General features: G+C 54.0%; 23 protein-coding genes and 1 pseudogene. 6 read left to right on the forward strand and 18 right to left on the reverse strand.

Annotated features, from left to right (window positions below; genetic code table 11):
- Positions 1–59 precede the first annotated feature (59 nt).
- The 3 genes from GS632_RS13940 to GS632_RS13950 form a co-directional block, all read right to left on the reverse strand.
- Entirely contained in the window at positions 60–533 is a 474-nt protein-coding gene (locus tag GS632_RS13940) for a phage regulatory CII family protein (protein WP_171175649.1), read from the reverse strand.
- Positions 534–1,384: 851 nt separating this feature from the next.
- Positions 1,385–1,906: a hypothetical protein gene (locus GS632_RS13945; protein WP_170804574.1), complete on the reverse strand. Its 522-nt coding sequence runs from the start codon at positions 1,904–1,906 to the stop codon at positions 1,385–1,387.
- Between the two features lie 913 nt (positions 1,907–2,819).
- On the reverse strand, positions 2,820–3,827 hold the full coding sequence (locus tag GS632_RS13950) for an AraC family transcriptional regulator (RefSeq protein ID WP_170704306.1): 1,008 nt from the start codon (positions 3,825–3,827) through the stop codon (positions 2,820–2,822).
- Between the two features lie 111 nt (positions 3,828–3,938).
- On the opposite strand from GS632_RS13950, the gene GS632_RS13955 reads away from it, so the two are divergent.
- The 3 genes from GS632_RS13955 to GS632_RS13965 all read left to right on the forward strand — a co-directional run bounded on the left by GS632_RS13955 (position 3,939) and on the right by GS632_RS13965 (position 7,908).
- A complete protein-coding gene (locus GS632_RS13955; protein WP_216601803.1) occupies positions 3,939–5,450 on the forward strand; it encodes a DUF1214 domain-containing protein in 1,512 nt (503 codons plus the stop codon).
- 34 nt (positions 5,451–5,484) lie between these two features.
- The gene (locus GS632_RS13960) at positions 5,485–6,978 is read left to right on the forward strand and encodes a DUF1254 domain-containing protein (protein ID WP_170570601.1); all 1,494 of its coding nucleotides are present in this window, start codon (positions 5,485–5,487) and stop codon (positions 6,976–6,978) included.
- 273 nt (positions 6,979–7,251) lie between these two features.
- Positions 7,252–7,908, forward strand: a complete 657-nt coding sequence (locus GS632_RS13965; protein WP_171188415.1) for a class I SAM-dependent methyltransferase — start codon at positions 7,252–7,254, stop codon at positions 7,906–7,908.
- Between the two features lie 239 nt (positions 7,909–8,147).
- Here GS632_RS13965 and GS632_RS13970 read toward each other — a convergent pair whose 3' ends face one another.
- The 12 genes from GS632_RS13970 to GS632_RS14025 all read right to left on the reverse strand — a co-directional run bounded on the left by GS632_RS13970 (position 8,148) and on the right by GS632_RS14025 (position 19,323).
- Positions 8,148–9,710 carry a glycosyltransferase gene (locus GS632_RS13970; protein WP_171188417.1) on the reverse strand — a complete coding sequence of 521 codons (1,563 nt, stop codon included), beginning with the start codon at positions 9,708–9,710 and terminating at the stop codon, positions 8,148–8,150.
- A gap of 31 nt (positions 9,711–9,741) precedes the next feature.
- Positions 9,742–10,176 (reverse strand): DUF1254 domain-containing protein, encoded by a 435-nt coding sequence (locus tag GS632_RS13975; protein ID WP_171722045.1) that lies wholly within the window; start codon positions 10,174–10,176, stop codon positions 9,742–9,744.
- A gap of 778 nt (positions 10,177–10,954) precedes the next feature.
- A complete protein-coding gene (locus GS632_RS13980; RefSeq protein ID WP_171238445.1) occupies positions 10,955–11,350 on the reverse strand; it encodes a methylglyoxal synthase in 396 nt (131 codons plus the stop codon).
- Positions 11,328–11,855, reverse strand: a complete 528-nt coding sequence (locus tag GS632_RS13985) for a 2,4'-dihydroxyacetophenone dioxygenase family protein (RefSeq protein WP_171238444.1) — start codon at positions 11,853–11,855, stop codon at positions 11,328–11,330. The genes GS632_RS13980 and GS632_RS13985 overlap by 23 nt, the downstream gene beginning before the upstream one ends.
- A 14-nt stretch (positions 11,856–11,869) precedes the next feature.
- Positions 11,870–12,574: an SDR family NAD(P)-dependent oxidoreductase gene (locus GS632_RS13990; protein ID WP_171238443.1), complete on the reverse strand. Its 705-nt coding sequence runs from the start codon at positions 12,572–12,574 to the stop codon at positions 11,870–11,872.
- Between the two features lie 3 nt (positions 12,575–12,577).
- A complete protein-coding gene (locus GS632_RS13995) occupies positions 12,578–13,495 on the reverse strand; it encodes a sugar kinase (RefSeq protein ID WP_171235910.1) in 918 nt (305 codons plus the stop codon).
- Between the two features lie 61 nt (positions 13,496–13,556).
- Positions 13,557–14,747 carry an L-dopachrome tautomerase-related protein gene (locus GS632_RS14000; RefSeq protein ID WP_171238442.1) on the reverse strand — a complete coding sequence of 397 codons (1,191 nt, stop codon included), beginning with the start codon at positions 14,745–14,747 and terminating at the stop codon, positions 13,557–13,559.
- A 65-nt stretch (positions 14,748–14,812) separates the two neighbouring features.
- A complete protein-coding gene (locus GS632_RS14005; protein ID WP_171238441.1) occupies positions 14,813–15,463 on the reverse strand; it encodes an RraA family protein in 651 nt (216 codons plus the stop codon).
- Positions 15,464–15,506: 43 nt separating this feature from the next.
- The gene (locus GS632_RS14010; RefSeq protein ID WP_171235913.1) at positions 15,507–16,475 is read right to left on the reverse strand and encodes a C-terminal binding protein; all 969 of its coding nucleotides are present in this window, start codon (positions 16,473–16,475) and stop codon (positions 15,507–15,509) included.
- A 21-nt stretch (positions 16,476–16,496) separates the two neighbouring features.
- The gene (locus tag GS632_RS14015) at positions 16,497–17,507 is read right to left on the reverse strand and encodes a DctP family TRAP transporter solute-binding subunit (protein ID WP_216601805.1); all 1,011 of its coding nucleotides are present in this window, start codon (positions 17,505–17,507) and stop codon (positions 16,497–16,499) included.
- A 19-nt stretch (positions 17,508–17,526) separates the two neighbouring features.
- On the reverse strand, positions 17,527–18,813 hold the full coding sequence (locus tag GS632_RS14020) for a TRAP transporter large permease (protein ID WP_171235914.1): 1,287 nt from the start codon (positions 18,811–18,813) through the stop codon (positions 17,527–17,529).
- A 3-nt stretch (positions 18,814–18,816) separates the two neighbouring features.
- The gene (locus tag GS632_RS14025) at positions 18,817–19,323 is read right to left on the reverse strand and encodes a TRAP transporter small permease (RefSeq protein WP_171235915.1); all 507 of its coding nucleotides are present in this window, start codon (positions 19,321–19,323) and stop codon (positions 18,817–18,819) included.
- 124 nt (positions 19,324–19,447) lie between these two features.
- Here GS632_RS14025 and GS632_RS14030 point away from each other — a divergent pair, with 124 nt between their 5' ends.
- Positions 19,448–20,128 carry a GntR family transcriptional regulator gene (locus tag GS632_RS14030; protein ID WP_171238440.1) on the forward strand — a complete coding sequence of 227 codons (681 nt, stop codon included), beginning with the start codon at positions 19,448–19,450 and terminating at the stop codon, positions 20,126–20,128.
- An 814-nt stretch (positions 20,129–20,942) separates the two neighbouring features.
- Here the strand turns inward: GS632_RS14030 and GS632_RS14035 are convergent.
- Entirely contained in the window at positions 20,943–21,779 is an 837-nt protein-coding gene (locus GS632_RS14035; protein ID WP_171238439.1) for a LysR family transcriptional regulator, read from the reverse strand.
- 91 nt (positions 21,780–21,870) lie between these two features.
- Between GS632_RS14035 and GS632_RS14040 the strand changes: the two genes are divergently transcribed.
- Entirely contained in the window at positions 21,871–22,866 is a 996-nt protein-coding gene (locus tag GS632_RS14040) for a zinc-binding dehydrogenase (protein ID WP_171238438.1), read from the forward strand.
- A 29-nt stretch (positions 22,867–22,895) separates the two neighbouring features.
- Positions 22,896–23,636: an SDR family oxidoreductase gene (locus GS632_RS14045; RefSeq protein WP_171238437.1), complete on the forward strand. Its 741-nt coding sequence runs from the start codon at positions 22,896–22,898 to the stop codon at positions 23,634–23,636.
- Positions 23,637–23,897: 261 nt separating this feature from the next.
- On the opposite strand, the gene GS632_RS14050 is transcribed toward GS632_RS14045, so the two are convergent.
- Both GS632_RS14050 and GS632_RS14055 read right to left on the reverse strand, forming a co-directional pair.
- Positions 23,898–25,640, reverse strand: a complete 1,743-nt coding sequence (locus tag GS632_RS14050) for an adenylate/guanylate cyclase domain-containing protein (protein WP_171238436.1) — start codon at positions 25,638–25,640, stop codon at positions 23,898–23,900.
- 221 nt (positions 25,641–25,861) lie between these two features.
- A pseudogene (locus GS632_RS14055) lies at positions 25,862–26,110 on the reverse strand (integrase); the annotation flags it as partial.
- Positions 26,111–26,160 lie beyond the last annotated feature (50 nt).

Here is a 26,160-nt window from a genome sequence, read left to right on the forward strand (position 1 = left end):
AGCTCCTTTTGTGGTGGAGCTAGGTGTATGGGGCAATCTAGTTCGCTGTTCCATCAATTTTAGATGGACAATTTTGATTTGGCTGACCTTTTGGTGGCATCCGCTATATGCACCCGGAGCGCAACGAGGGCGCGCTCGGCCTCTCTTATATCAGCCTGGATTTGAACGGCTTCCTTGTGGTCCACATGTTTGTCTTCCAGTGCTTGGTGCATAGCACGCATGACTTCGGCCGCCTCCAAAACAATTCTGTTGGTGGCACGATAGAGGTTTTCCTCGTCATCAATTTCTGAGTCCTCAAGTCGATCAGCGGCAACAAAACAGGACTTTTCCAACAAATACCCCACAATTCTAGGGTCTGGCATAACTCGGATTAGAGACTTGATCTCATCCGCAGAAAAAACTGTCCTGTTTCGTAGACGCGAATACAATGCATCGTACTTTAGCCCCATGCCCTCAGCCACGTCCTTAGACTTGTAAAGAGTTTCCGTCGTCAAAATTCGATGGACTAATGAAGCGAAATCACTACCGCGCATGTATCACCCAAAATCACTCAAACACTTATAATTACGCTGCAATGTTCTCGCGACAATGTCCATAGACGTCGTTTACGGTCCCTGTCGTCGACGAGAGAACGCGCTTGCGTCAAGCAGCTCTAGTGCGGCCCTTAGCGGCCAAGATATCTAAAGGCCACTCAGGGACACTCCGAAACCTGAACTCAGTTTGGCAAAAAAGTGCGAGCGTTTGGAAACACCCGCGCTTATCAAAATTTACAGCATTGGCTGGGGATCGGATGCCCGTTTTTTCACCTGCTCTGGCGAACCGCTTAGAACTGGCTTTGCAAGTTGATCCAAAACAACAGTCTCGTGAGTTGTCCGCTTCTTGGGATTTACGAGGCTCAGCGACCAATGACCGCTTCGGGCTGCAACCTGCCGGATGCGCCTGCAGCAGATCATCTGGTGGGCAATGACCGGTAGGGGCTCAAGTCAGTCATCTGAGTCGTTAAGTCAGATGACGGCTTAGGAACGGATAGCGGTCATTGTTGGTGGTCATTCCGAGAAATTTCGCCTGAACGTCTGCATTGAACGGCGCTGGACGTTCTTTGAAATCTGCTGAACGGCAGAGTTTCGGTCAAAGCAGACACGGGAAATAACAGACCGCGTTGCCTTGTTTGAATATCGCACTCGATCTGGCCACTCACTCGGATAAACCAAAATTCGTTGCTTTCTAGACAACGCCCGCACCAGTTTCGGCGGGCTAACCAAAACCTTGATGCTTGAGGCGAAGAGACAAAAAATGACGAATAAATGACCCCGCAAACTGCGGGGCCACAAAGGGTTTGACGAAAAGGCGACTCAACTTTTTTGAGGTTGAGCGACGGCCTAAGTTAGCTGGCAAGTGCAAGGTTGCATTTACGCCCTTCTTCCATAGCCTTCTTTGTACCGGTTAGGTCCACAATGAAATTTGCGGACTTCTTTGGAAATGCGATCAAAGTCTGTCCTTCGGCCACGGCAGTCGCCATATTCGCGTCCTTTACAACGATATAGCCACCAGAGTAGTCATCCGCTAGCTTCTTGCTTTTTATGCCTTTTGCGCGACCTTCATACACGAAGTCGTCAATTGCTATTTCTATTTTTTGACGGTTTTTGATGTCTATGTCAGCTTGCGTGAATACTCCCAAGTAACCGTGTTTTTGGTTTTTGGTTAGACCCATTTGCATGACGTTCCCGCTCTCGAAGACTTTTTCTATCAGGCATGTACCAGAGTCGTTGTCAGCATAAACCGTCCAGCCTTCAACCTCACTGTAAATCTCGAAGTTGTCGCTACTTGCCGGAACCGGGTCTTTGGCAGCGGCAACAGTTGCATATGCGGAGATTGCCGCGGCGGCAAAAATGGCAGCATATTTCATGTATTCCTCCCAATTAGATGATGCGTCGCGAAGCTACCTACGACGCAACAAAAGCAAATATTTCGATGTGAATTCATTTCAACGAGTGAAAGCGTCGTTTGCAAACAACTGCTCGAAAAGCACTGCGGAACGTCGGTGAACACCTATAGCCTGAACAACTCGCAAGCTCTTCTTTCAAAATACAAATCTTTTGTGGGAGTTTTGATCCAAACTCATGATGGCTTCGTACCTATCATACCCCTAACTGATACCCACGGTCGTCTCCCATCCCATGAACGACCGTGGGTTTTTTCGCCAGTTCCATTGGTTCGTGTCTGGAAATGACTAGGGGCTGCACCCAAAACAGAACTACAAAAGCTCGTCGCTGCATTTACAGAAGTATTTTCCATCTCGTGGATGCTTTTTGAGTAATTGTTTGGAATAGCTCCAAAAAAGTATCAACCAACATAAGCAACCATACAATTCTAAGAAGGTGCTCGGTTAACTCGCGACCAAAGCTCTCCATCTCGAGGGGTGTGCGCATTGCATGCTCCGACTTTTAAGCAGTTGGATCTATCAAATATCCAAATTGGATACATAAATAGAGCAAGCATCGAAATATCAGAATGTTTCCCGTAGTGAGTGCGGGCGTCATTTGATTACCTAGCACTTTCCTACAGCCCCGCGTTGATCCTATCCCAGGGTAATCGACGCGGGGCAACAGATAGAATCACCTCTACAAGCAAATAGTCTGCAACTTTGTCATTGTTCCAGTTCACTTTGTTTCTTGATCCTAAAAGAAAACGTATAAAGTGATCGAACTAGGTTAGCTTCCCGCCCTACTCGGGCTGGACGCGGTTACTCGTCGCATCCAACCTGAACTTAAATTTGTGAGCAATGCAGACGCCAACGGCTTGCTTTTGCAGACGACCATTCAAGTATGACCGGAATTCCTTTGGCGATAGTCAGAGGGTGCCAATCCCGTTACCTTCTTAAATGCGCGGCTGAAATTATTTGCGGTTTCGTATCCTAGCATGGAGGAGATACTGGAGACTGTCTCGCGCGTATCTGTAAGGAGTTCCTCGGCCCTTGCTACCCTGATATCGTTGACGATTTCGCGAAAACGAACCCCTTCGCTTGCTAACTTCCGTTGTAGTGTGCGAACGCCAAGATCGAGCGAACGCGCGGTGGCATCAATCGACATTTCCTCCCGATGAAGTTGTTGCCAAACCACCTCCTCGACTTGTCCTCTAAGTGTTTGAGGTGGGCCGCCCAATCGTTCGCGTGAAATATCTCCGACAGTTGTCGAGCCTCCGCTAAGTTTTTTGGGCGCGGCTTCGGAGCTCAAAGCCGAAGCTTCAAACTCAACCCCAAGGCGGGTGGCGTTCCAGATTACAGGACAAGCGTAAGTGTCTTCTGCCTCGACAAACCCAGGAACTTTCGGGAAGTCCAAGAGCACGGCCGATGGCTTCCAATCGTTTCCTAAATACGCGCGGAATATGCTCAGAAAAACCCCAACGGCCGAGAAACCGATGTCCGGATACGCGAAATGCGAGCGAAGTCCAAAACGATAACAGTAGCGCGCGCTAGTGCCCGAAGTTTCAAGCCACGCGCGATCCGTGGACGAATGAAATGGCATGACGGCAGAAGCTCGTATTAGCGCTGCCCCCAGCGTTGGAGCAGAAAGAACGTAACTCCCCCAGGCGCCGTAGTCAGCGACAGTGAGATACGGTGACCACAACAATCCGATGTTTTGTTGTCCCGTGGATCGTGCGGCTTCGTGCACAAAGGTCGCCAAGGCATGCTCCGAGATGTAACCGCCTCTTTCCTCAATGAAGTGAACAGGAAGATCGGCAGAGTCAAAAGCACGCAACAAGCGTCTTTCCCCAGCGGCCTCAAGCACAAACTGGGGCATCGCGCCCAAGGCCTTGGCCGAAATCATCGGTGGTAGGTTCAATCCGTCAACCCGCTTGTTCGCCCGCGTGTCGTGAAATGATACGCATCGGCTGAACGGATGTGCAAGCTTTCCCTAAACAGCAGGGAGCATTGCAATATGAAAATACTTCGGCCATTACACGGCGGTTTTTCGATGCATTTTTTGGGAATGGTGCTCGGCGCAGGTATTTCTGCTTCACCAGTTTTCTCCCAGTCCTTCAACGACACGGGCGACATCCTTGCACGATCAGCCGAGGTCGAGGACATCGAGTACAAGATTATGGTGCAGCGTGCCACCCAGACGGCCATTTGGGGAATGCCTGCCGCCGGTATGATCGATTTCCTCAAGGGCATTCGCCGCGACCTCGGTGGCGACTACAATGACATCATTTATCTCAACAAGCCGTTCGACTCCAAACATGGGTTTCTTACGGCCAACGATGTTACGGCCTATGCTTGGGCTTCAATGACCTCCGAACCCGGTCCCCTTGTCATTGAAGTGCCCGCTGCCACCGACAAGGTGAACTACTTCGGTACAATCGTGAATGCTTGGGATGTTCCTATTGTGGACGTAGGTCCCGATGGTTTCGATGAAGGTGTCGGCGGCAAGTACCTCATGCTACCCCCAGGCTACGAAGGGGAAATGTCGCTGGAGGAATTAACTGAAGCGGGATACCTTCCCTTTGAAACAGATACCTACGAATATGGTTTTTCGTTCCGGCCAAAACTGACGAATGGCGGAACGGACGCCGATGCGGCCGAGTACGCTCAGACGATCAAAGTGTACTACCTGTCCGAGGCCGACAATCCGCCACCCAACAACTATCTCGAAGCGTCAGAAGTGCCGTACGACTCGCTTCCATACTACAACGAGACATTCTTTCAGGACCTGAACGATTACGTTCAAAACAACCCGATCCGTCCACAAGACAAGGTTATGGTGAATTTTCTGAAAGATCTCGGGATCGAGAAGGGAAAGCCTTTCGAACCAAGTGAACTTCAAATGCAGGCAATGAACGAGGGATTGTTGCTCGCGTACGCCTCGATGCAGAACTACTTTGTGACGCCCGGGAAAGCCATGATCCCACTTTGGGTCGACGATAGCGGCGAGATGAGGAGCCAGTGGTTGATTTGGGATTTCGCGGATGGTCAACCCGAGGCTGGTTTCCCCTATGAGACTGAGACCGAAGTCCTTGTGGATGCGCGTGCGGGCGGCAGTTATTTCTGGATTACATACCTGCCGAAACAACTGGGCGGAGGTACATTTTATCTGACAGGCCTGCGCGACAGCGACGGGGAAATGTACGATCACAATCAGACCTATAAACTGAACGTCCCAGCGGATACACCTGCCGACGATTTCTGGTCCGTGATTGTTTATTCGATGGAGACCAAGAGCTTCATTCGGAACGTTGATCCTGTCGGTTTGTCCGAGCGCGACACTGATGCGATGCAGGCTAATGAAGACGGTTCTTACGACATCTTTTTTGGACCAGAAGCACCGGAAGGCATGGAAAGCAACTGGATACCAACCACAGAGCCGTACTTCCTTTTGTTTCGTCTATATGGGCCGCAAGAAGGATGGCTGGAGAGTGGCTGGATGCTGGGCGATCTAGAAAAAGTAAACTGATCAAAACAAACAGTAATTCCCAATGGAGCGAACAATGAAAACAAAGTCGTTAGCTGTGCTGACTGCCCTGATACTCGCATCGCATTCTTCAGCCCAAGAATTCAAAGCCGACGTTCCTGAGAATGTTCTTACACCAGACAAGGTCGAGACCCAGACGCTTGGTGATCTGGAATTCTTCGATGGTATGCCATCACCTGAGACGGTGGAGAAAGTCTTCGACAACCTTGATCTGATCAGAGCAACGACGGCTTTCCTGGATGGCATGAAGATCGCTTCGCTTCGAGCTATGTTTCAGGGATACGAAGACTTGGGCGTCAATCCCAATGACGTCGTGATTGCAGAAGACCTGCTGGACGCGCGGTCCATCTGGCTGACGCCCAATACAACCACAATCTACATTGGTTCGAATGTCGATATCTCGGATGGCCCGATGGTGATTGAGGTTCCGGCAGGCCTGCTTGGGTTGCTTGATGACGCCGCGTTTGACTATGTGACGGATATCGGGGCGCTTGGCGCGGATAAGGGAGAAGGTGGCAAGTATCTACTTTTGCACAACGACGATGAAACGCCGGTGCCCGAGGGCTACTTCGAACTACGCACAAAGACATATGAGCACTGGTTGTTGCTAAGACGCTCGCCAGACGCAGACGGAGATACGGCTGGCCCTGTTGCCGAGATCAAGGCGGGTCTGAATATCTATCCGCTTAGTGAAGCGGACAATCCTCCCGCGGAAATTTTCCTGAATATCTCCGGTGTTCAACACAACACTGTTCACGCGAACAACGAAGACTTCTTTGAAGAGATCCACGTCGCACTCGAAAACAATCCAATTGGTGCGTTCAGTCCGGAAATTGTAGGAACGTTTGCTTCCATAGGGATCAGGAAGGGCGAGCCCTTCGAACCCGATGCCCGTATGCAGGCCATTTTCAAGGAGGCAGCAGCAATCGCAAACGCCACGGCGCGAGCGATCACGTATGCCTCGCGCGATCCGGGAGTTTTCTTTTATGAAGACCGGCAATGGAACTCACCGTTCCAACGCCAGAGCTATCTTTTTCTTGAGGACGGCGCGCGCATCCTCGATGATCGGTCGTACTTTTTCTATATGGCAACGGGCATAACGCCTGCGATGACCTCGCCACCCGTCGGGACGGGGTCTGTCTATGCGATGACAGCGCGAGACAGCAACGGACAGTACCTTGACGGCTCAAAAACCTATAAGGTAACGCTACCGGCGCCGGTTCCCGCCAAAAACTTTGCGTCGTTTATGTTGTATAGCGGACAGACTCGGTCAATCCTTGAAACTGACCAGCAATCCGGTGGTATCGACTCTAATAGACCGGGGATAAAACCTAATGAGGATGGGAGTACCAGCATCTATTTTGGTCCAGAAGCCCCAGAAGGTTGGGAGAACAACTGGGCGCAAACCATGCCCGGGCAAAGCTTCAACGTGATGATGCGCCTCTACGGCCCGCTCGAGCCTTGGTTCGACAAGACCTGGCGTCCCGGTGATCTGGAACTGGTAGAATAAAGCGACAACCGCGACTATCGGGCGACGCTACTTTTTGGCGTCGTCTGACATTTTTTCGGTGTCCGCTTCGGGGCTCGGTGCGGCCATTCGCCGAAATGTCGCGAGCGACCGCTACACGGGCGAAGCTACCGATCAGCTATTGGTCGGTTCGTAAGGTTGGGCACTCCAAACGAAACTGGCGACCTTTAGAGACCCGAAGTGCTATTCCATTGGTATTTCAGTACCAACGGTGGCATCGTCCATTCTCGAAAATGACAATAACTCGAGGTAAAAATGGGCGACGGCTACCTGCATCGATACTTTCTGAATAATGGCGACAAACGCCTGCACAAGTGGGTGCACTACTTCGACATATATGAAAAACACTTTGAGAAATTCCGTAGTCGCCCCATACGGATGCTCGAAATTGGCGTTCACGGTGGCGGTTCGCTAGAGATGTGGCGCGACTATTTTCACAACGAATCACAAATAGTTGGTATCGACATCAACCCCGAATGCGAGAAGCATGCCGCCAATAACATAGATATTCATATAGGGAGCCAAGACGACAAGAAATTTCTCGAGGAAGTATCTGATAAGTATGGAGGTTTCGATGTTGTTCTTGACGATGGCAGCCACGTAAACTCCCACGTTATTACGACGTTTGGAACCCTTTACGAGCGTGTTTCGGCTCATGGGACATACATGGTGGAAGACATGCACACGTCGTATTGGCCAAGATTTGGAGGCGGGTTGGGAAAGGAAGGTACTTTCATTGAGTATGCGAAATCAAAGATTGATGAGTTGAACGCTCAACATGTTCGAGGCGATTTCGAAACGACAGCCTTTACACGCCAAACCGATAGCATAACTTTTTACGATAGTATGGTCGTGTTCGAACGACGGCCCCAAGGTCGACGGCAAGACTTGGTTACTCGTTCAATGAAATAAGCCAGAGCTGTTTTGCTTCCCTTATCATACTCGCTAGGGAATAATTTCTACAAGGATTTCGAAACGCAAGTTAAGGGGCTCTGGGTTGTTCGCATTATTTCACACTGCTTAAAAAGTCTTATAGGCTGCCTTGCGAACTAGATTACTAACCCATGGAATTACGGAGAGAAATTGGCTTTGAACCGAAAGGTAGCCTGTTGCATTAACAATTGTTTGAACATGCAGCCAATCCAACGTGCTCAAAGTGCGTTTATTCGTTCAATAATTGTAGCCGCTCTTGCATCAAAAGAGTGTCTATGGCGCATTTGATGAGCAAAGGCGATCCTTTCGATGCGACGGTCAATTCTTTCATCCCGTGCGGCTACAATAGCTTCCGCGAAATCGGTCTTGTCCCGGACGATGTATAGATAAGGTTTGATGTCCTCAGGAAACCAGCCTACGTCGTCCGTTATAACCGGAGTTGCGCACGCAAGCGCATCAAATATTCTATTTGATGGTATACCAGCGGAACACATAGTTGGTGTGTGATCGTTTAGAACCGCGGATGCAGAGCGATAAACACTTGGTAGGTCTTCGTTCGGTACCCTTGCGCCCACAAGCAGTTTGGAGGCGTCAGTATGTTCCCAACCGTTTCCCCACAATCGGATATCACATTGAGTTTCTAGTGCGTATCGAACCATTGGGCGGCCGCTTCGAGCGATACCGACGAAAACGGCGGATCCGCGATCCGTCACTGTCTTTGGTGGCACCATCCTTTTAGGGTCGAAGGCTTGAGGGAGCAGCGAAGTTCTCTCCAACTCGACGTGAGATGCGACATCGTCCAGCGCAGGTTTCCCAGCTACGAAGAAATGATCTCCCCCGGCTATCTCTCTTTTGCTTAGTCCTGGTTTGGACATCAGCCAAAAAAGCGTTCGCCGACCCGGTACGGGCGCATATTTCGCGCCTCCCCTCAACACCAAATCAATCTCGTCGGGCGTTTCAACTACATCCCAGTGTTTTCTCGTCTGAACACGGGCGCGATGTCCTGCGCGTTGTAGAGCCTCCATCAGAGCAACTCCAAAATGGTAATCGCCCCAGCGGTTCTGAACCCGAGGCCGTGGGACTGGCAGTTTTATTGCCAAGTTAAAACTCTCGTTATTGTTGATCCACGGACATTTGGAAGTTGGAGTAAGCTCAAAGCTGTTAACTGTTGCTTCACAGTCAGATCTATCGCCGTATACACTGCAGATTTCATTGTATTTTTCCTGCAAAACTCTATTCGTAGGATCTAGTTTTTCCACTACAATTATGCCGGTTGGTGCCGCGTCATAAAGTTCCAATTTTAGATCTGGGCGATATTCCCGAAGGATGGGAACAATCTTCCAGACATCACCTGTCCAGTCACGTGTCTCAACTGTGCTCCGGTCGCGATTCGCCATGTTTGTCGTCCAAGGCAGAAAGTTCTTCATGACGATTCTGCCCTCAGGTGCCATTAGTCGCTCGGAATTCATGAAGTCGCGCAACAGAACTTCAAATAGATGCATGCCGTCCAAAAATGCGAGGTCGAATCTGGCACCTGTATTTGCAATGAAACTTGACGAAAAAAAATCGTCACTGGTTTGTTGCATGAGGAACAGTTGTTCTTTTCCCTTCAATACATTGCGTTTCAGTCGAAATTCTGGATCAACCGCCACTGAGTTTGTTTGAGACAGTGTAAGACTACGTCCAGTCTGCGTTCCTATTTCCAAATACCAGTTCGGCTTCATCCGTCGATGCAAACCGGCCAGTACCTCTGTATAGGGATGTCCTTTTGCTTTGCGCATTCCCACTCCATGAAACGTGTCTCTGCGACATCTAAATAACTTGTCGAAGAAGGCTACAACCTATGCGTTTCGAGGGAAACTCTCCCCGTGTAGTTAAAAGCGGAATGTTCACGTAGTGATCATAGCCTGTCACCACGAGCGAGACTTCGTTGGAGCCGAAGGCGGGCATCCCGAGGACCATCGGTTCATGCCGCAGATCGAGCAAGACGTCGATGTAGAGCGTGTCGTTGTTCGGCCGCGCTGTGTTTTCGTCCTTTAGGGTCGTGTCCGCCTGTACCGTGTTGAAGCCGCCATGATCCGCCGCAATCTTATTGTTCACTTTGCACATCGCGACGTACTGGAAGGATTGCTCCACCATGTTGCGCAGCGCCGCATTATCTGGATCGACGATCGCGGCAAAAGTGGACGGAGTCATCGCTACAAGGAGCGCTCCAAAGGCCGCTGGTAGAAGGGATTTGTTGAACACTGCATATCTCCCATGATGCTTTTTTTCGCTGGGAATATCGAAATGTGCACTAATTTCTCTGGTGAGAAAAAAAACGTGCATCAAGCCGAATTGGAAGGGCCGCTTCGGGCTCAAAGCAGTCGTTTGCTGCACTTTGCGCGAGTGTCTGTTATATACGTCTTACCGGTCGTTCTGTCATACTCGAACCTGAGGCTTTAAAGCGCCAGATCCTATGTTCAGTGTGGTATATTTAGTGGTATGGGAATCATGGCTAATTATTTTTTTAAAATTTAACAAATAATTACGAAAAATATATAGTTGCTCCTCGGTCCGCCACTTGGTATCTGTGTAGGGCGACACATAGCTCTACCACAAGTGACAGAACCTTTCCATTTTCGCCTCACTTCCTTCATCCAGCACCTAGAGCGATTTCAATGATCCTGACCTCCCTTTTAGGAAAATCGGGGCTGATTTGCAGATCAGACGCCGAAGGCGTTTATTCTTTCTGATCTGCCGCGTGGCGAACGCGGATGGGGGCCAGGCCATGTTATTTGACAATAGCGGTGCGGCGCGCAGGCGCAGCCGAGGACACGGTGTCGTTTAATAGGGTTGCCCGAGGCGGAAGGCAGCACCTTGCCCCAGACGGTCAGGGTCGTTTGGGTTGTCCAAATCCCACTGACCCCAAAACCTGTGCGGCGGTGTGGGCTGCGCCGTAACTCTTTGCGCCGGAACACGTTGTTTTTTTAAAGAATGGGCAGGAAGCAGTCATAAAACTGCCAGTCACTCCTTACCGGATTCTCTACTGAAAAATTCCGTTCAAAACGAAATCCGCTGTGCTTGGGCTGCTTGCGAAAGGTAGGTCGTAAACAATCGCCAGGCGGCTGAGAGCTTTGACATCCACATCATGGGGCATCGGTGACAGTGGATCTATGAAGAAGAATAGGCCGTTGAGCTTACCCTCACAAATCATTGCACCAAGCTGCTGATCGCCCCCCAACGGACCGCTTTTGAGGGCGGTCAGTTGAAGCTCGGGCAGGGCTGCGTTTATACGCCCGCCAGTGGTACCTGTGGCAAAAAGGTTGGCTTGATGCAAAGTTTCGGAATGCCTTCTGGCCCATTCGACCATCAGGTCTTTCTTGGCGTCATGCGCAACCAATGCTAGTTGCAGCCGACTATCTGATGAACTGCTCGACATAATCCGCACCCAGGCCGACTTCCTCATAGTGCTTACGGCACATGTCGATTTTGGTGAAGACGTCCTCGTAACCCATGGTTTTGCCCCATGGGTCGACATAGAGCATTACTCCGTTCACCTGAAAGTATGTGATCATCTCATCCACATCATCGGGCACGACTAGCGTATGAGTTTCACCCGGCGGCTCATATACATAGCCGCCTTCTTGTGCGACCCAGTCATGTTCCAGATAGTGCCAGCGCCCCTTCAGAACAAACCCATGCACGGGTTGAGGGTGCCGATGCCGGGACAGGACACCTGATTTCCGGACGCGCAGAAGGTTCATCCAATAGCCTTGCGACCTGTTCAGGCACAGAGGCCGGAACGACACGTTCTCGGTTTGGGGAACCCAGATACGCTCATCCAATGCAATCGCGTCGGGGATCACGATCTCTTCCTGCGCCTCTTTGGGAAACGGCAGTTGATACGGCATTCTCGGATCGTCGTCGTTTTCTTGTAATGGCATTTTCTGCTCCTTTGTCACATCGCGGAATAACCGCCATCGACCGGGTAAACGGCTCCGGTTACAAATGCTGCCTCGTCTGACAGTAACCATGCGGCCAGCGCACCAACCTCCGCTGGCTTGCCCCAACGATCCAGCGGTGTGCGGCCAAGGATCGGCTGGTTACGCGCCGGGTCGGCGCGCAAGGCTTCGGTCATTTCGGTTTCGATCCATCCGGGGGCCACCGCATTGACGCGCACGCCATCCTCAGCCCATTTCCCGGCTAAAGCCTTGGTCAACTGGGCGACCCCGCCTTTGCTGGCAGAATAGGCCGGAACAAGTGGCCCACCAAAATAGCTTAGCATCGATGCGGTGTTCACGATGGCTCCGCCTGACGCGGCCAACAGAGGTTGCGCGGCCAGACAGCAGCGCATTGTGCCGGTCAGGTTGATGTCGATTACTGTCTCAAAAACATCGATCTCATATTCCGCGCCGCGCGCCAGAATACCTGCGCAATTGACCAGCCCGTCGAGGTGCTCAATCCCACCGAAAAATGCGGTAACGGCCGAAGTATCCCGCACATCCAATTGTGCGCAGACACCGTCAGGGTGCTGCGCAGCATAGGCCGAAACCTCGTCAGCCCCGACGCCGGTTGCTGTGATGCGCCATCCCTTGCGGCGAAGTTCCCCTGCGATACCAGCGCCAATGCCGCGGGTGCCGCCAATAACAACGGCGTGCTTCATGGGTCAGTCTCCTTCCGCAAGAAACACCTCGACCGCGTCTTTGCGAGGCATTGGGGCAACTGCACCGTACCCTTGGGTCGAAAGGGCGGCGGCGGCGTTGGCATAACGTGCGGCCTGAAACGGGTCATCGCCCAAAACAATACGAGACAGGAAGGCACCGTCAAATGTGTCGCCCGCAGCCGTGGCATCCACTGCTTCGACCCGGCGGCCTTTGACACGCTCACGCTTTTCAGGTGTCGCAACCAGGGTCCCTTCGGCCCCCAGCGTCAAAGCGACAATTTTTGCCCCGAGGTTCAAGTAGAAGTCTGCGATGGCATCTGGATCGGAAAGGCCTGTCAGTTGCTCTGCATCATCCAGACCGGGAAGGGCAATATCGCACTGTGACATGGCGGCATGTGTTACGGCGCGTGCGCGCGCGATCGGCCAGAGCTTCAGGCGCAGATTGGTGTCGTAGGACACGAGGCCCCCGGCATCTTTCACGATCTGTATTGCCCGGAATACAGCATCGGCCGCAATATCCGATATTGCCTGACTGATGCCCGAAACATGCAGGATTTTGGCCGATTGCAACGCGGCTACCGGCAGATCTTCTGGTCCCATCCGGCTGCTGGCAGAGCCTGCACGAAAATAGCTGAACTCGTGCCCGGTCGCGCCATGCGTCACGAAATAAACCCCGGTATGAGCGTCTGCGACCTGACGTACGGTCGAGGTGTCGATCCCCTCAGCCTTCCAAAGGTCCATGAAGGAATTGCCGAACGTATCCGCGCCGATATGCGTCACATAGCCGACGGATGCCCCCTGTCGCGCGGCTGCGATGGCGCAGTTCGAGGTGTCGCCGCCATGTCCGGGCAGGTAGTTCCCATCGGGCTGCTGGTTGAATTCCAGCATCGGTTCGCCAAGGCACAGAATATCGGGGGTCATTGCTGTCTCATTTCACGTAAAAGGGTCAGCCCGTTGGGGCTGACCAAGTTGTATGGGAGGATTATTCGGCCGTATAGCTTTGGCCGACACCCGGGATCTTCCAGATTCGGAAGTTCGGGATTTCGGGGTCTTCAAAATTCATGTCGCCATCGACCCAGATGTGCAGGTGGTTCGACACCACATACATCTCACCATCCGGTCCCCAGGCCAGCGTGTCGGGCCAGTTCATTTCCGGGTGGTGGACGAAACGGCTGACCTCACGCGTGGATTCATCGAACTTCATGATCCCGTCCAGTGACAGCGCGGACATGTAGATGTTGCCTGCGTTGTCCGCCGTCATCCCATCGGTGTTCGAGGGCAGCACTGCGGCAACCTCAACCGCGTTTTCGATAACCGTTTCATTGGTCTTGAAATCACGCAGGATTTCGGTCGGCAAACTATGCAGGTGATTGCCGGTCAAATTGGTCCAGTAAAGCGTTTCCTTGTCGCCCGACAACGCGATGCCATCAGCACCGGTGCGCATGCCGCCATTCTTCAGGACCGGACGGTCGTCGATGTTGAAGAAGAAATTAGGTTCATCATTGGTGAACCGGTGCTGATCCAGAATGCGGCGTACCGAGTTGGTGTTGCTGTCATAGACGATCAGACCACCATGCAGCGGGTCGCAGAAAATGCCGCTGTCCGCGATATAGGCAAAGCCGGTGTCGTTATCGACGGCCAGATCGTTCAGAAAAGAACACTGACGATCCGCTTCTTCCGCTGTGAAGACATAGCGCTGGATTTCCTTGTTCTCTTTCAGATCCCAAAGCACCAGCTTGGCGTCACCGTCTTCAAACGGAGGGCCGGCCACGTGACCCTGATCCAGGATCCACATCACATCGTTGCGGTCGATCTCAAAACCCAGAACGGCTTTCAGGCCATCAGGGTTCGACATGCTGTTCATTTCCTCAGACGGAAACGCCTCCAGTTCCCAGGTGTCGCCGTTCTTGACCAGTTTCGAGACGGTCGAGGGGATCTCGGCCCCGCCCCAGCGCGCGGTGGACACATAAATGTTGCCCTGGCTGTCGACCTTGGCGCCCTGAACCAGCGCCTTGCCGAAAATCTCGCTGCCTTCCCAGGCAGATTTTGTCGCCTCGTCCTTGACGGCATAGGGCAGACTGTTCCATTCCGCTACTACCTCGGGCTCGTTTGCAAGCGCCGGGGTGGCCAGAACGGCGGTAAGGGTCACCGTGTTGAGCAGTCGTTTCAGCATGTATTCCTCCCTTGCTGAGTTTTGGTGTTCCGCAGGCCGTTGCCGCGGCCTGCGGGACGTTTGGTTTAGATGCGACCGTATTTCGCCAGACCTTCGCGCAGCGAGCCGGATTCGATGATCAGGCGGGCCTGTTCGGCTTCGCGCTCGTCGATCTCGCGCGCCATTTCCAGGATTGCTTCGGCATGGTCGCGCGGCACAGCTACCGCACCGTCAATATCGGCTACGATGATATCGCCGGGATGAACGATGACTTCGCCCATCGCCACCTCGACGTTCGAGGCCAGCGTCCGGATGCGGCCTAGCGTGGTGCCCGGGCTGACGCAGCGGGAATAGACCGGGAAGTCATAGTCACGTTTGATTTCGACCAAATCGCGGACACCGCCATCCAGAACCGCGCCTTCGTGCTTGTTGGCGACAGCGCCCGCAGTCATCAGACCACCCCACAGGGCAACGTCAGTGGTGCCGTTGGTCGAGATCACAATGACCGAACCAGCCTCGGACTCATCAATGGCGTCCAGCGCGTGCTGGGGTGGCAGAAACTCATCGGTCGGACCTTCCAGAATGGTCACGGCAGGGCCAACGATTTTCTTTTCGTTGATGCGTGGCTTTATCGAGGCAGGTAGAAAGCCGGTTTTTCCTGCGATCTTGTCAACCGCGTCTGCGACGGATGCGGTGGCCACTTCGCGAAACCCGGCAACGAGTTCTTGAGTGTTCATGAGTATTATCCTCTTGGGTAAGATAGTTAGAAGGCGGGGCGTCTCACCACGGGTTTTTCCAGCTTTTGGGCTGGTCCCCGTTGAGAACGCGGGTGATTTCTTCGGCTGCATTTCGTTGCAGAACCGCGACTGAACGTTCCGAATACCACGCGGCATGGTCGGACACGATGGTGTTGGCGCTGTGCAGCAGTGGATTATCCGGGGCGACCGGCTCGTGTTCGAACACATCGATGCCTGCGCCAAATATGCGCCCGTGGTTTAGAGCGTCGGCCAGCGCCTCCTCATCGATCAGGCCCCCGCGCGATACATTGATCACGATCGAACTTGGCTTCATCAGCGCTATGTGTTCGGCATCCAGGATATGCCGCGTTTCAGGGGTAAGCGGTGCGTGCAGGCTGATCACGTCGGCTGCCATGCAAAGCTCGGTCAAACCGACCTTTTGCACAGCGGCAGCGGCTGCGGCCTCGTCGCTCATATACGGGTCAAAGACCAACACGGACGCAAACCCCAGCGCTCGAAATTTCTGGGCTGCCTGTAAACCGATCTTGCCACACCCGATCAGGCCAAGGGTGGCGTTTTCGCGGCTGGGGATCAGGGCTGCTTGGCCTATACCCCATTGGCCCTGTCGCACTTCAGCATCACGCGATGGGATACGCCGCTGAACCCCCAGGTAAAGCGCCAGCGCATGTTCGCTGACCTCAGTTTCGGCCCCATAATCGGGGACGTTCGCGACGTAAATGCCACGCGACTTCGCGTAGTCCAAGTCGATGTTATCGACGCCCACACCATAGCGGACGACGACTTTGAGATTTGGGCAGGCATCGATTACGGCTGCGTCCACGGCGCGTTCGCGAACGAGGATGGCAACCGGGTCCAACGCCTGCAAAGCTGGGACCGCCGCTGTTTCCGGCGTGACCGGTGCAATCTGAACATCTTGCTTAGCCAGCACCGAAGCCTCGGTGTCATAGGCGGCATAGCCTGGTTCAAGGATTGCGATGGTCTGGTTGGTCATGTGACGATCCCTCGGCATGGATTACTGTGCCTTGTAAGCTTCGACGGCTGCGTCGAGGCGGTTTGGCCAGTCCTCACCGATTTCGCTGACGATGTACTCACGCACAGTAGGCTGAGCGGCGGCGCGGAACATGGCCTTTTGCTCGGGGCTGACGGGAACAACTTCCATGCCTTTTTCGGACAGGATCGCAGTTGCGTTTGCGTCCTGCGCGGCGGTCATGCCGCGGTGGATCGTTTTCGAAATCTCGACGCACTGCTCGACAGCCTTCTTCTCGTCATCGGTCAGGCTTTCGAAAAACATGTCCGACATCAGATAGGCGTGCCAGCTAAACACATGTCCATCCAGAGACACGTATTTCTGATGCTGATAGAGCGAGGCGTTGACGATGTTCGTCACGCCGTTTTCCTGCCCGTCCACAACTCCTTGCTGCAGAGCGCCCGGCAGTTCCGGCCATGGCACTGGAGTTGCCGATGCGCCCAGGCTTTCGACCAGAGTCACCCAGACCGGCGCGGTCATTACGCGCATTTTCAAGCCTTCCATATCGGCAGGCTCGGCCACGGGTTTGACGTTATTAGTGAAGTTGCGCACGCCATTATCGGCCACACCAAAGCTGCGGATGCCGGTCTTTGCCAGCATATCGTCGGCCAGCGCGTCACCGAATTCGCCGTCCATCACTGCCCAGGCCATCGCCTGATCGTCGAACAGGTAGGGCATCGCCAGAACTGAGAAGGGTTTGTAGACCGCTGAGATCGGGCCGTCGTGGATCGCTGCCATCTGAACGGTGCCCAGCTGCAGACCTTCCATGATCTCGGACCCTCCGCCCAGCTGCGAGGCCGGGAAGATCTGAACGTCGATCGAGCCTGAGGTCTTGCCCTCGACGCAGGCTTCAAACGCCAGCGCCGCGGCGTGTTTGGGCGAGCTCAGGTCAGCGGCCTGAAAATGCGCGTATTTCAGCTCTTTAGCCGAAGCCGCACTGGCGGCGGTCATTGCAACAACGGCTGTTGCCGTCATCAGTTTCGACATGGTTTTCATGAGGTTCCTCCCTTTCATGTCAGTTCGCAAATCCAAAGAAGTTGGGGATGAAGGTGCTGACACCCGGCACGAGAATGACCAGAAGCAGCACCACGAGCTCAGCCAGCAGCAGCGGCAAAACCGCTTTTGACAGGCGTTCGATTTTCAGTTGTCCGACGGTGGCGATCACGAACAGTACTGGACCAACCGGAGGGGTGATCATTCCGATGGTGAGGTTCAGCACTAGCATCATCCCGAATTGCAGCGGGTCGATCCCCGCAGAATAAGCGATAGGGCCGAGGATCGGCGTCAGGATGATTAACGCGGGCAGCGTGTCGATGAAGAAGCCGCAGATCAGTGCGAATGCCGCAAGAATGAACAGAATGCCCAGACGGTTGTCGGTGATCTGGGTGATCAGTTTGGCCAGTTCCTGCGGGATTTGCAGATAGGTCAGCAGCCAGGCAAAGATCGACGCCATCGCCACGATCAGGAAGACCGACGACGTCACCACCGCGGCCCGCACAAACGCGGCGTACAGAGCGCGGACCGTGAAAGCGCGCAGGATGAAGCCAAGAAACAGAGCGTAGGCAGAGGCCACCGCGCCCGCCTCGGTCGGGGTGAACACACCGAACAGGATGCCGCCCAGAATGATAGCTGGCATGATCAGGGCTGGAATGGCCGCCAGAGTTGCGCTGCGCAATTCAACCATGGTGGCGCGATGTTCGCGCCCGCGGTAGCCGTTGCGGGTGGACACGATATGGTTCGCGATGGCCAGCGCAACGCCCAGCAGAACCCCAGGCACAATTCCAGCCAAAAACAGTCCCGCGACCGTCACTCCATTGGTCGAGATCGCAAAAATAACAGCCAGAATGGACGGTGGGATGATCGGACCGATGGTGGCTGTCGCGGCGGACAAGGCACCGGCATAATTCTTCTCATATCCAGCTTCACGCATCATCCGCATGACGATGGCAGAAGGCCCCGCGGCATCCGCGAGGGCAGAACCGCTGATCCCCGCAAACAGCATCGACACAAGGATGTTCACATGCCCCAGCCCACCACGTACGTGCCCAACCAGAGCGTTGGCAAAGCGCAACAAAGCGTTTGTTAGTCCGCAGGCCGTCATCAGTTCAGACGCGAGAATGAAGAACGGTACCGCCATCAGCGGGAAACTGTCGATCCCGGCGAACATGCGTTGGGTTGCGACCAGTGGGTTCAACGAACCGTCGATAAAAATCGCCGACAGGCCGGCGATCCCCATCGTGAAGGCTACGGGAACACCCAGAAACAGCGTCGCGAAGAACAAGATGATCAGGGTTTTTGCCACGGCTCAGACCTCCGCCTCGTCGCCGTCGGGGTTGGGGCCGTGTTCAAAATCCTGATTGACGAAGCGTTTGGCGAAGAAGGCCAGTTGGATCAAAAACAGCGCGCAACCAATCGGGATGGCCAGATACGGAATGCCGCGCGAGATACCGGTGGACATAGTTTCCTTGTTCCAACCGAATTCGACGAACTGGATGCCCAGCCGCAGCATCGTTGCCATGAACCCAAACATCACAATGACGATGCCCCAGCGCAAAAGGCGGGCCAACGCATCCGGCAGCAAGTCCGGAATTGTGGTGATTGCGACCAGCCGGCCCTCGCGCAAAGCAAGACCAGCACCACAAAACGCACCAAGGATCATCAGGTGGCGGGCGACCTCTTCAACCCAGGCAAAAGATGCGCCGAAACCGTAGCGCCCAACCACGTTGGCAAAGACGATTGCGAAAACCGTAGCCAGGGCCACGGCGACCAGCGCCCGGTTCAGTGCAACAATCCATGTCTCCAACCTTTGCAAAGACGCCCCTCCCGATGCCGTCTCTTTATGAGAATCAAAACTGGCATACAGTATGCTAATATGTCAACACTAACACATTGTATGCCAGATACATCACTGCTACTGTCGAACTGAGGAGAGCGACATGAGCCCATTCAACAGACCGAAATCATTGACGGAATTGGTGACCGAAAACCTGCGCGAGCGGATTATCAAAGGCGAGTTCGAACTGGGTGAACAACTTTCTGAGGCTCGAATCGCGAAGAATCTTGAGGTCAGCCGCACCCCTGTTCGTGAGGCAATCAATCGACTTGAAATGGAGGGATTGCTCGTAGTCGAACCGCAACGTGGGTCCTTCGTGTTCAACTTGGAGCCCGAAGAATTGGCAAAGCTCTGCGACGCGCGTGTCTGCCTTGAGACAACCGCTTTATCCTCGGCCATGCAGGCAAACCCGCAAGAGCTGTATACCGCGCTTAACGATTGCATCAATCGGATGAAAACGGCGCGAGGGGCGGCGGATGATGCAGAATACCTGTATCAGGATACTCTTTTCCACCAATGCCTGTTTGATTGTGCGGATAATCGGTTTCTGAATGATGCGTACCAGACGATAGCTCTAAAAATGGCGGCATTGCGCAGCCGGTTGGGACACCACCCGGATCATATGGCTAAGTCCTATCGCGAGCACATTGAGTTGCTTCAGTGCGTCGAGAATGGCGATGTTTCAAAAGCGTTGGACGTACTGAAACTCCACATAGACAGGAAAGAGGGGTCCTATTGGAGTGACGCAACTAATGTGGAAAGTCAGACCCAGCAGGTGAATTGAGCGGTTCCGTCTCCTGCATAAAACCAAACACGTTGTCTGCAAGTCAGATAACTGCGAAAACTGGCCAAGGTCAGTGCGGTAAACAGAAGTTGCCACTGAGGTATGCAGACATCTGACATTCCGAGTCGTTGCTTAACAGCGAAGGGAATGGGCATCCTTCGGCCGCTGGGTCGATATCATTGGGGCGTTTTCATGCAAAACCTGACGAAAAGCCCGAAGCGGTTCTCGCAGAACATTTTGCCCTTCTGTATCCTCAGGTAAACGCGCATAAGGTTCAGCACTGGCGGGGCGGCAAGTTGCGTGATTTCATGATTTGCAAGGAGGTATTTTCGTCACTCCTGTCGGAATACGCTCGAGTTGGCGATGGTACGATTAGTCTGATGACGTTGTTCTCACGCTGGACCCGGCGAAGTTTGAATGCTTTGTATGGTCCGGATTTGGTGTGTTCCTTGACCCGCAACAATTCCGCGACTTGCCACAGTTCTCGGTCCTTGATCTTTGTGCTGCTTTTGCGGCGCGCTGAGGGCGCTCGGATCGTCAACGTGTCGTCTGCTGCGGGGTCCTGGCCGGCAAGCCCGGCTATGGTATCTCCAAAGCGGCGCTGAATGCTGTGACTGTCAAAACCGCTGCCGCGTAGAAACCTCATGGTATTCTCGTCAACGCCGTATCCCTCGGCTGGGTCGCCACGGATATGGGCGGCGGTGACCGCCCCTTTTTCTGAGGGGACGAAAGGTACAGCCTGGGCAGCGAATTTGCCCAAAGGCGGCGCGACGGGAGGGTTCTTTCGCGACGGAGTCCCAATTGATTGGTAGGTTCAGCCGCGTGCCATGAAGTCAATCAGCTTCCTGACCCGCGCTGGTAAAAGGCGGTGGCTGGGATAGACGGCGAACATGTTCCGGGTCAAAGGCAGGGTGTCTGTGACCTGCAACTGCTGCAGGTCTCCGTCAACCATATCCAATGGCAGCATCGCGACACCCAGATTACGGCGGGCGGCCAGCGCAATGACATCAAGGTCGGATAAGCTGTGTGCGGTGTGCTTTGGGTGCAATGTTTCCCCGCTCTCAAGCACCCAGGGCTGACCAGCTGCAAGCGCGGGCAAAACAAGAAGATCCGGTCTGGATATCGGCCTATCCAACCTATGCTCGTGGATGAAACCCAAACCGGCGCAAAAACAGTAAGGGATCGACCATAGCCGTTTCGCGACAAGGCTGGAATCTGTCAGCGGGCCGACCCGAAAGGCCAGATCAATATTGTCGCGAAAGAAATCCATCATGAGATTTGTTGTCGTCAATTCGAGTTCCACACCCGGATTCTGTTGCGCAAAATCCAGCAAGCGCGGGCCGATGGTTGTCCGAGCAGCAAGCGGTGGTGCCGTAACTCGGATTCTGTGGCGTTTGGTATCGTCGGCAAAGCCCACAACACCTTGAAGCGCCTCGACCGGGCCCTGACAAATGCCCAGAAGACGGCGAACCTCTTCAGTCAGGCGAACCTGTCGGGTTGTCCGCTCGAACAGTTTAGTGCCCAGGTAGTCTTCCAACTCTGCGATCCTGCGGCTGACCCGGCTAAGCGGTATCCCCAAGCGGTCCGCGGCCTTGGAAAAGCTGAGATGGTCGGCGACTACAGTAAACAGGGCAAGGTCGTTATAGATCATTATCCTATTTTTGGGATTATAAGTTCCAATATCAACTATTATCATTGAATTTGCGGACCTCTACCTTCTGCGCAACAGAAGGAGACAGATGATGCCTTTCGCAGTTGAAATCACCCAGACCGGCAAGCCGGATGTTTTACGCAAAACCAGCCGTACGACCCCAACCCCAAATGCTGGGGAAGTCCTGATCCGGAACAAAGCCGGGGCGGTCAACTTTATCGACACCATCATCCGCTGCGGCGAGATGCCTGAGGGGATGATGCCAGATCTGCCGCATGTCCCTGGGGTCGAAGGGGCCGGAGTTGTAGAGGCGCTGGGTGAGGGGGTGCAAGGCTTCTCTGTTGGGGACCGAGTGGCATGGATGGGACCGATTGGAGCCGGTGGATATGGGACGCATTCGGTGATCGCTGCGCCCTACGTCACACGGTTGGCCGACGCCGTGGATTTCGAAACCGCAGCCGCAATCCCCGTCAACGGGATGACTGCTTATCACATGCTGGTCAATCTGGGCGGCGCAACGGCTGGTAATTCCGTTCTTGTTCATGCGGCAGCCGGAGGTGTCGGTACCATGGCGCTGCACATTGCCAAGCATCTTGGCATGACGGTGATTGCCTCGACCAGCACCAACAAGGCTGGATATGCCAAAGAGCAAGGCGCTGATTACGTTATCGACTATCGCACCGAAGATGTCACCCAGCGGGTGATGGAAATTACCGAAGGATGCGGCGTGGACCTGACGTTGAACCCGATTTCCGGTGAAACCCTGAAATCAGACCTCGACGTTCTGGCACCTCTGGGCACCGCAGTTCTGTTTGGGTTCCTTGCCGGTCCGCCCGCAGGCAGTTTTGCCGAGGATTTGGCGAAGCACTTTCAGAAATCCGTCTCGGTTCGGGTCAGCGACATATACACATATTTCGGTAACCGACCTGATCAGTTCAACGCGGACATGGCCACAGTGTTTAATCTGCTTGAAACGGGCGTTCTGCGTCCGCAGGTCGCGACCCTGTCCATTGATAAAGCTGCCGAGGCGCATCGTCGTCTGGAAGCCGGCGAAACCACGGGCAAATTGGTGCTGAGCATCGACTGACCGACCCAGCAATGAGAGGAGACATAGCAATGAGTACGGTTTTCGAAACCGAGCTAAAAAGCAAGCATATCGTCATCGTCGGCGGTGGCAGCGGCATCGGGAAGGCTACCGCAAAGATGGCTGCGGCCCTTGGCGCGAAGGTTACGATTGCCAGCCGAAGCGTTGCCAAGTTGCAGGCCGCAGCAGACGAAATCGGGAACGGAGCGCAGATCGCACCAGTGGATACAACCGATGAGGCGCGCGTCACCTCCTGGGCCAGAAGGCTGGGGCCGGTGGATCATTTGGTGATCTCTGCTTCAAGTGCTGCGCATGGGGCGTTCACCGAGCTGCCCACAGACGATCTGCGCACCATGTTCGAGGCCAAGTTTATCGGCCCCTATGTGGCTGCGCGCGAAGTGTTACCCGCGTTGGTCAAAGGTGGGTCCGTTACGTTCTTTTCCGGTGTGCTCAGCCGCCGCCCGTCTGCCGGCGCGACAGGTCTTGGTGCTGTAAATGCCGCGGTCGAGGCACTGGCCAAGGGGCTGGCGCTTGAACTGTCTGGACGGGCGCGTGTGAACTGTATCAGTCCCGGCATGGTCGCCACGGAAGCCTATACTGTGATGCCGGACGAGGCACGAGACGATATGTATGCTAAAGTCGGTGCCAGCTTGCCCGTCGGACGCGTCGGAGTGGCGGAAGAGGTTGCGCAAGCCGTTATCCTGGCGATGACAAATGGCTTCCTGACCGGCACCGTCCTGGACATAGACGGTGGCCATCTGGTCCGCGGCTAGAACCTGCAACGAGCCGTGTGAGGAGTACATCACGCCAAAAAACAGCCCTTGTAACATGCGCCTATCTGCGAAACCCATAAGCCAATGCCTCAAAACAATGTCCGCGATGCTCAATGCAAGTGCAGCATTGCAATGCTCAATTGAATGCCCTGGTTGGGCCGTCCTCGTCCAAGCGAAATATGTCTGAGCCCCAAAGGTTAAAATGCGTCCAGGGTCTGCTTCGAGCTCGACTGAGTTGCAACGTGTTTTTTACACTTGAGTTCAGCTGGGCAAACCGGCCGCACGCAGACCAGCAGCAAGGCGTTCGAAATCATCTGGTCGCCGCCACATGGTCTGGAATCCACGAGCGAGGGCAGAAACGGTTTCTTCATTTACTTGGATGTCTCGGCTCATGAGTTCGTCGCGACGTTCGGTTGTGAAGTCAAGTAGGGCTGCCTCGGCTTCGACCTGGCGACCAAGCTTCGCGAAGGAGGCAGCCACGAAAGCCGTCGCCAAGGAATTGAGCCGGGCCTCTCCCATCAGTAACCCGAGAGCCGCTTCAAAGTCTTCACAGAAGAATTGTATCTGTCCCATTATCCAGTCGATAGCCGGGGGGTGCAGGGGATCCATCTGCATTGCCTCAGAAACGACGTCTCGCGCCTTCTCATGCCTTCCAAGCAAAAGAAACGCGTATCCGCACCAAGCCATGGACTCCGCCTCGGTTTCGATCAAAGACAGTGTTTTTTCAAACTGGGTTTCAGCCTCTGTCCAAAGGCCGGCGCACAAATAGGCGAAACCGAGTTGGTCCTGGATGTAGACATCCTGGTTATCCAACGCCGCTCCCTTTCGAGCGATATGCAATGCATGGTCTGCCGCGTCAGAGTCCGCCAATCCCAGCCAAAGATCTATGACATATGTATCTGAGAGGTACATGAATGACCTCGCGATTGACGGATCGAGAGCGACGGCCCGTTCCAGCAGGGCCCGAGCTTTTGCAGTATCGCGTGCATTCAGGCCGTCGCGAAGGGCTTTGCCCTTCAGCATCAGCTCGTAAGCCTTCATTTCATTTTCCGGCTTTCTGGTTGAACGATCGGCTACATCGTGCTGGACGCGCCCGGGAAGGACCGCCACGATGCTTCGTGTCACATCGTCTTGAACCTCCAGAACGTCCTCCAATTCATGATCATATCGATCCGACCATAATTGTGATCCGGAATTAGCGTCGGAAAGCTGTACCGAAATCCTGACGCGGCTCCCTGCCTTCCGTACACTGCCCTGCACAAGATAATCCGCACCCAAAGCTTCTGCGGTTTCAGCCGGATTGGCCTCTTGGCTTCTAAAACGAAAGGAGGCGTTTCTTGAGACCAACTGGAGAGTGCGAAAACGCGACAAGCCGGTGATGATGTCTTCTGCTATGCCATCGCTAAAAAATATCTGTTCTGGATCGTTGCTCATATTGTGGAACGGCAAAACAGCGATTGTCGGTTTTAGTTTTGCCTCCGAATGCGGCCGTTGGTTGCGGTCCCTATCCGATCCGCCAAACCGCCATGCGTGTACGGGCTCGGCAACGTTCTTGACATTGAAAGTCCCCGCGTCTTCCCAAGAGATTGGCAGACGATTGCCTGCGGCGCGATACACTGCGTCAGACACAAGCACGCCACCAGGTGGAGCGAGTTGTTCCAGACGTGAAGCCAAATTCACACCTGAGCCGAACACGTCTCCATCGCGCAGAATTATATCACCTAGATTGATGCCTATGCGGAAGCAAAGTGGATCACTGCCGTCTGGCGGTGCTTTTTGCCAATCAAGCGCGCAAGAAACGGCATCTGAGGCGCTTTCGAATTGAGCCAAAAGGCCATCCCCAAGCAATTTTATGACTTTGCCGCGATTCCGTTCAACAAGCGGGATGACAAATTCAGTCATGTGGGCTGACAGAGTTTCAAGCGTGCCGGTTTCGTCCCGCTCCATTCGGGCTGTATAGCCGACCATATCGGCCGCCAGTATAACCGCCAGCTTTCTCTCCACGTTTTCCCTCCCATCTACTGAATACCTTTTGCGAGGCTATACGACCACCAGTAACTGAACCACTCAATCCGACCGTCGTCAGCAATACCTGCCTTTACTGAGTTCTCTGGTGTCCAATCTTGCGCTCGTAGCGATTGTCGGCAACACGGGCGGCAAACACAGCAACGCGTAGGGACGGGGAATATCTCTTTTGGGCCGCCCCTCTCAGACGGCCCCACGTCCTAGATTTCAATGGCTTCGGTGATAGCCAGGGCATTCTCAAGTTCCACACCAAGGTATCGGACGGTGCTGTCCATCTTGGTGTAGCCAAGAAGGAGCCGAACAGTTCGACGGTTTCCGGCCTTCGTGTAAATCTGAGTGACTTTGGTTCTCCTCATTGGATGGGCGCCGTAGGCGCTCGCCTCGAGACTGAACGATGTCACCCAGTCGCGGACGAACCTTGCATGTTGGCGTGTCGAGATGTGCAGGCGATGAAGCCAATTTTCCGATTGATCCGCATATTCCAGCATTCAAACTTGTC

Origin of the sequence: Ruegeria sp. HKCCD7296 (assembly GCF_013110775.1) — a bacterium.
Taxonomy (GTDB): domain Bacteria; phylum Pseudomonadota; class Alphaproteobacteria; order Rhodobacterales; family Rhodobacteraceae; genus Ruegeria.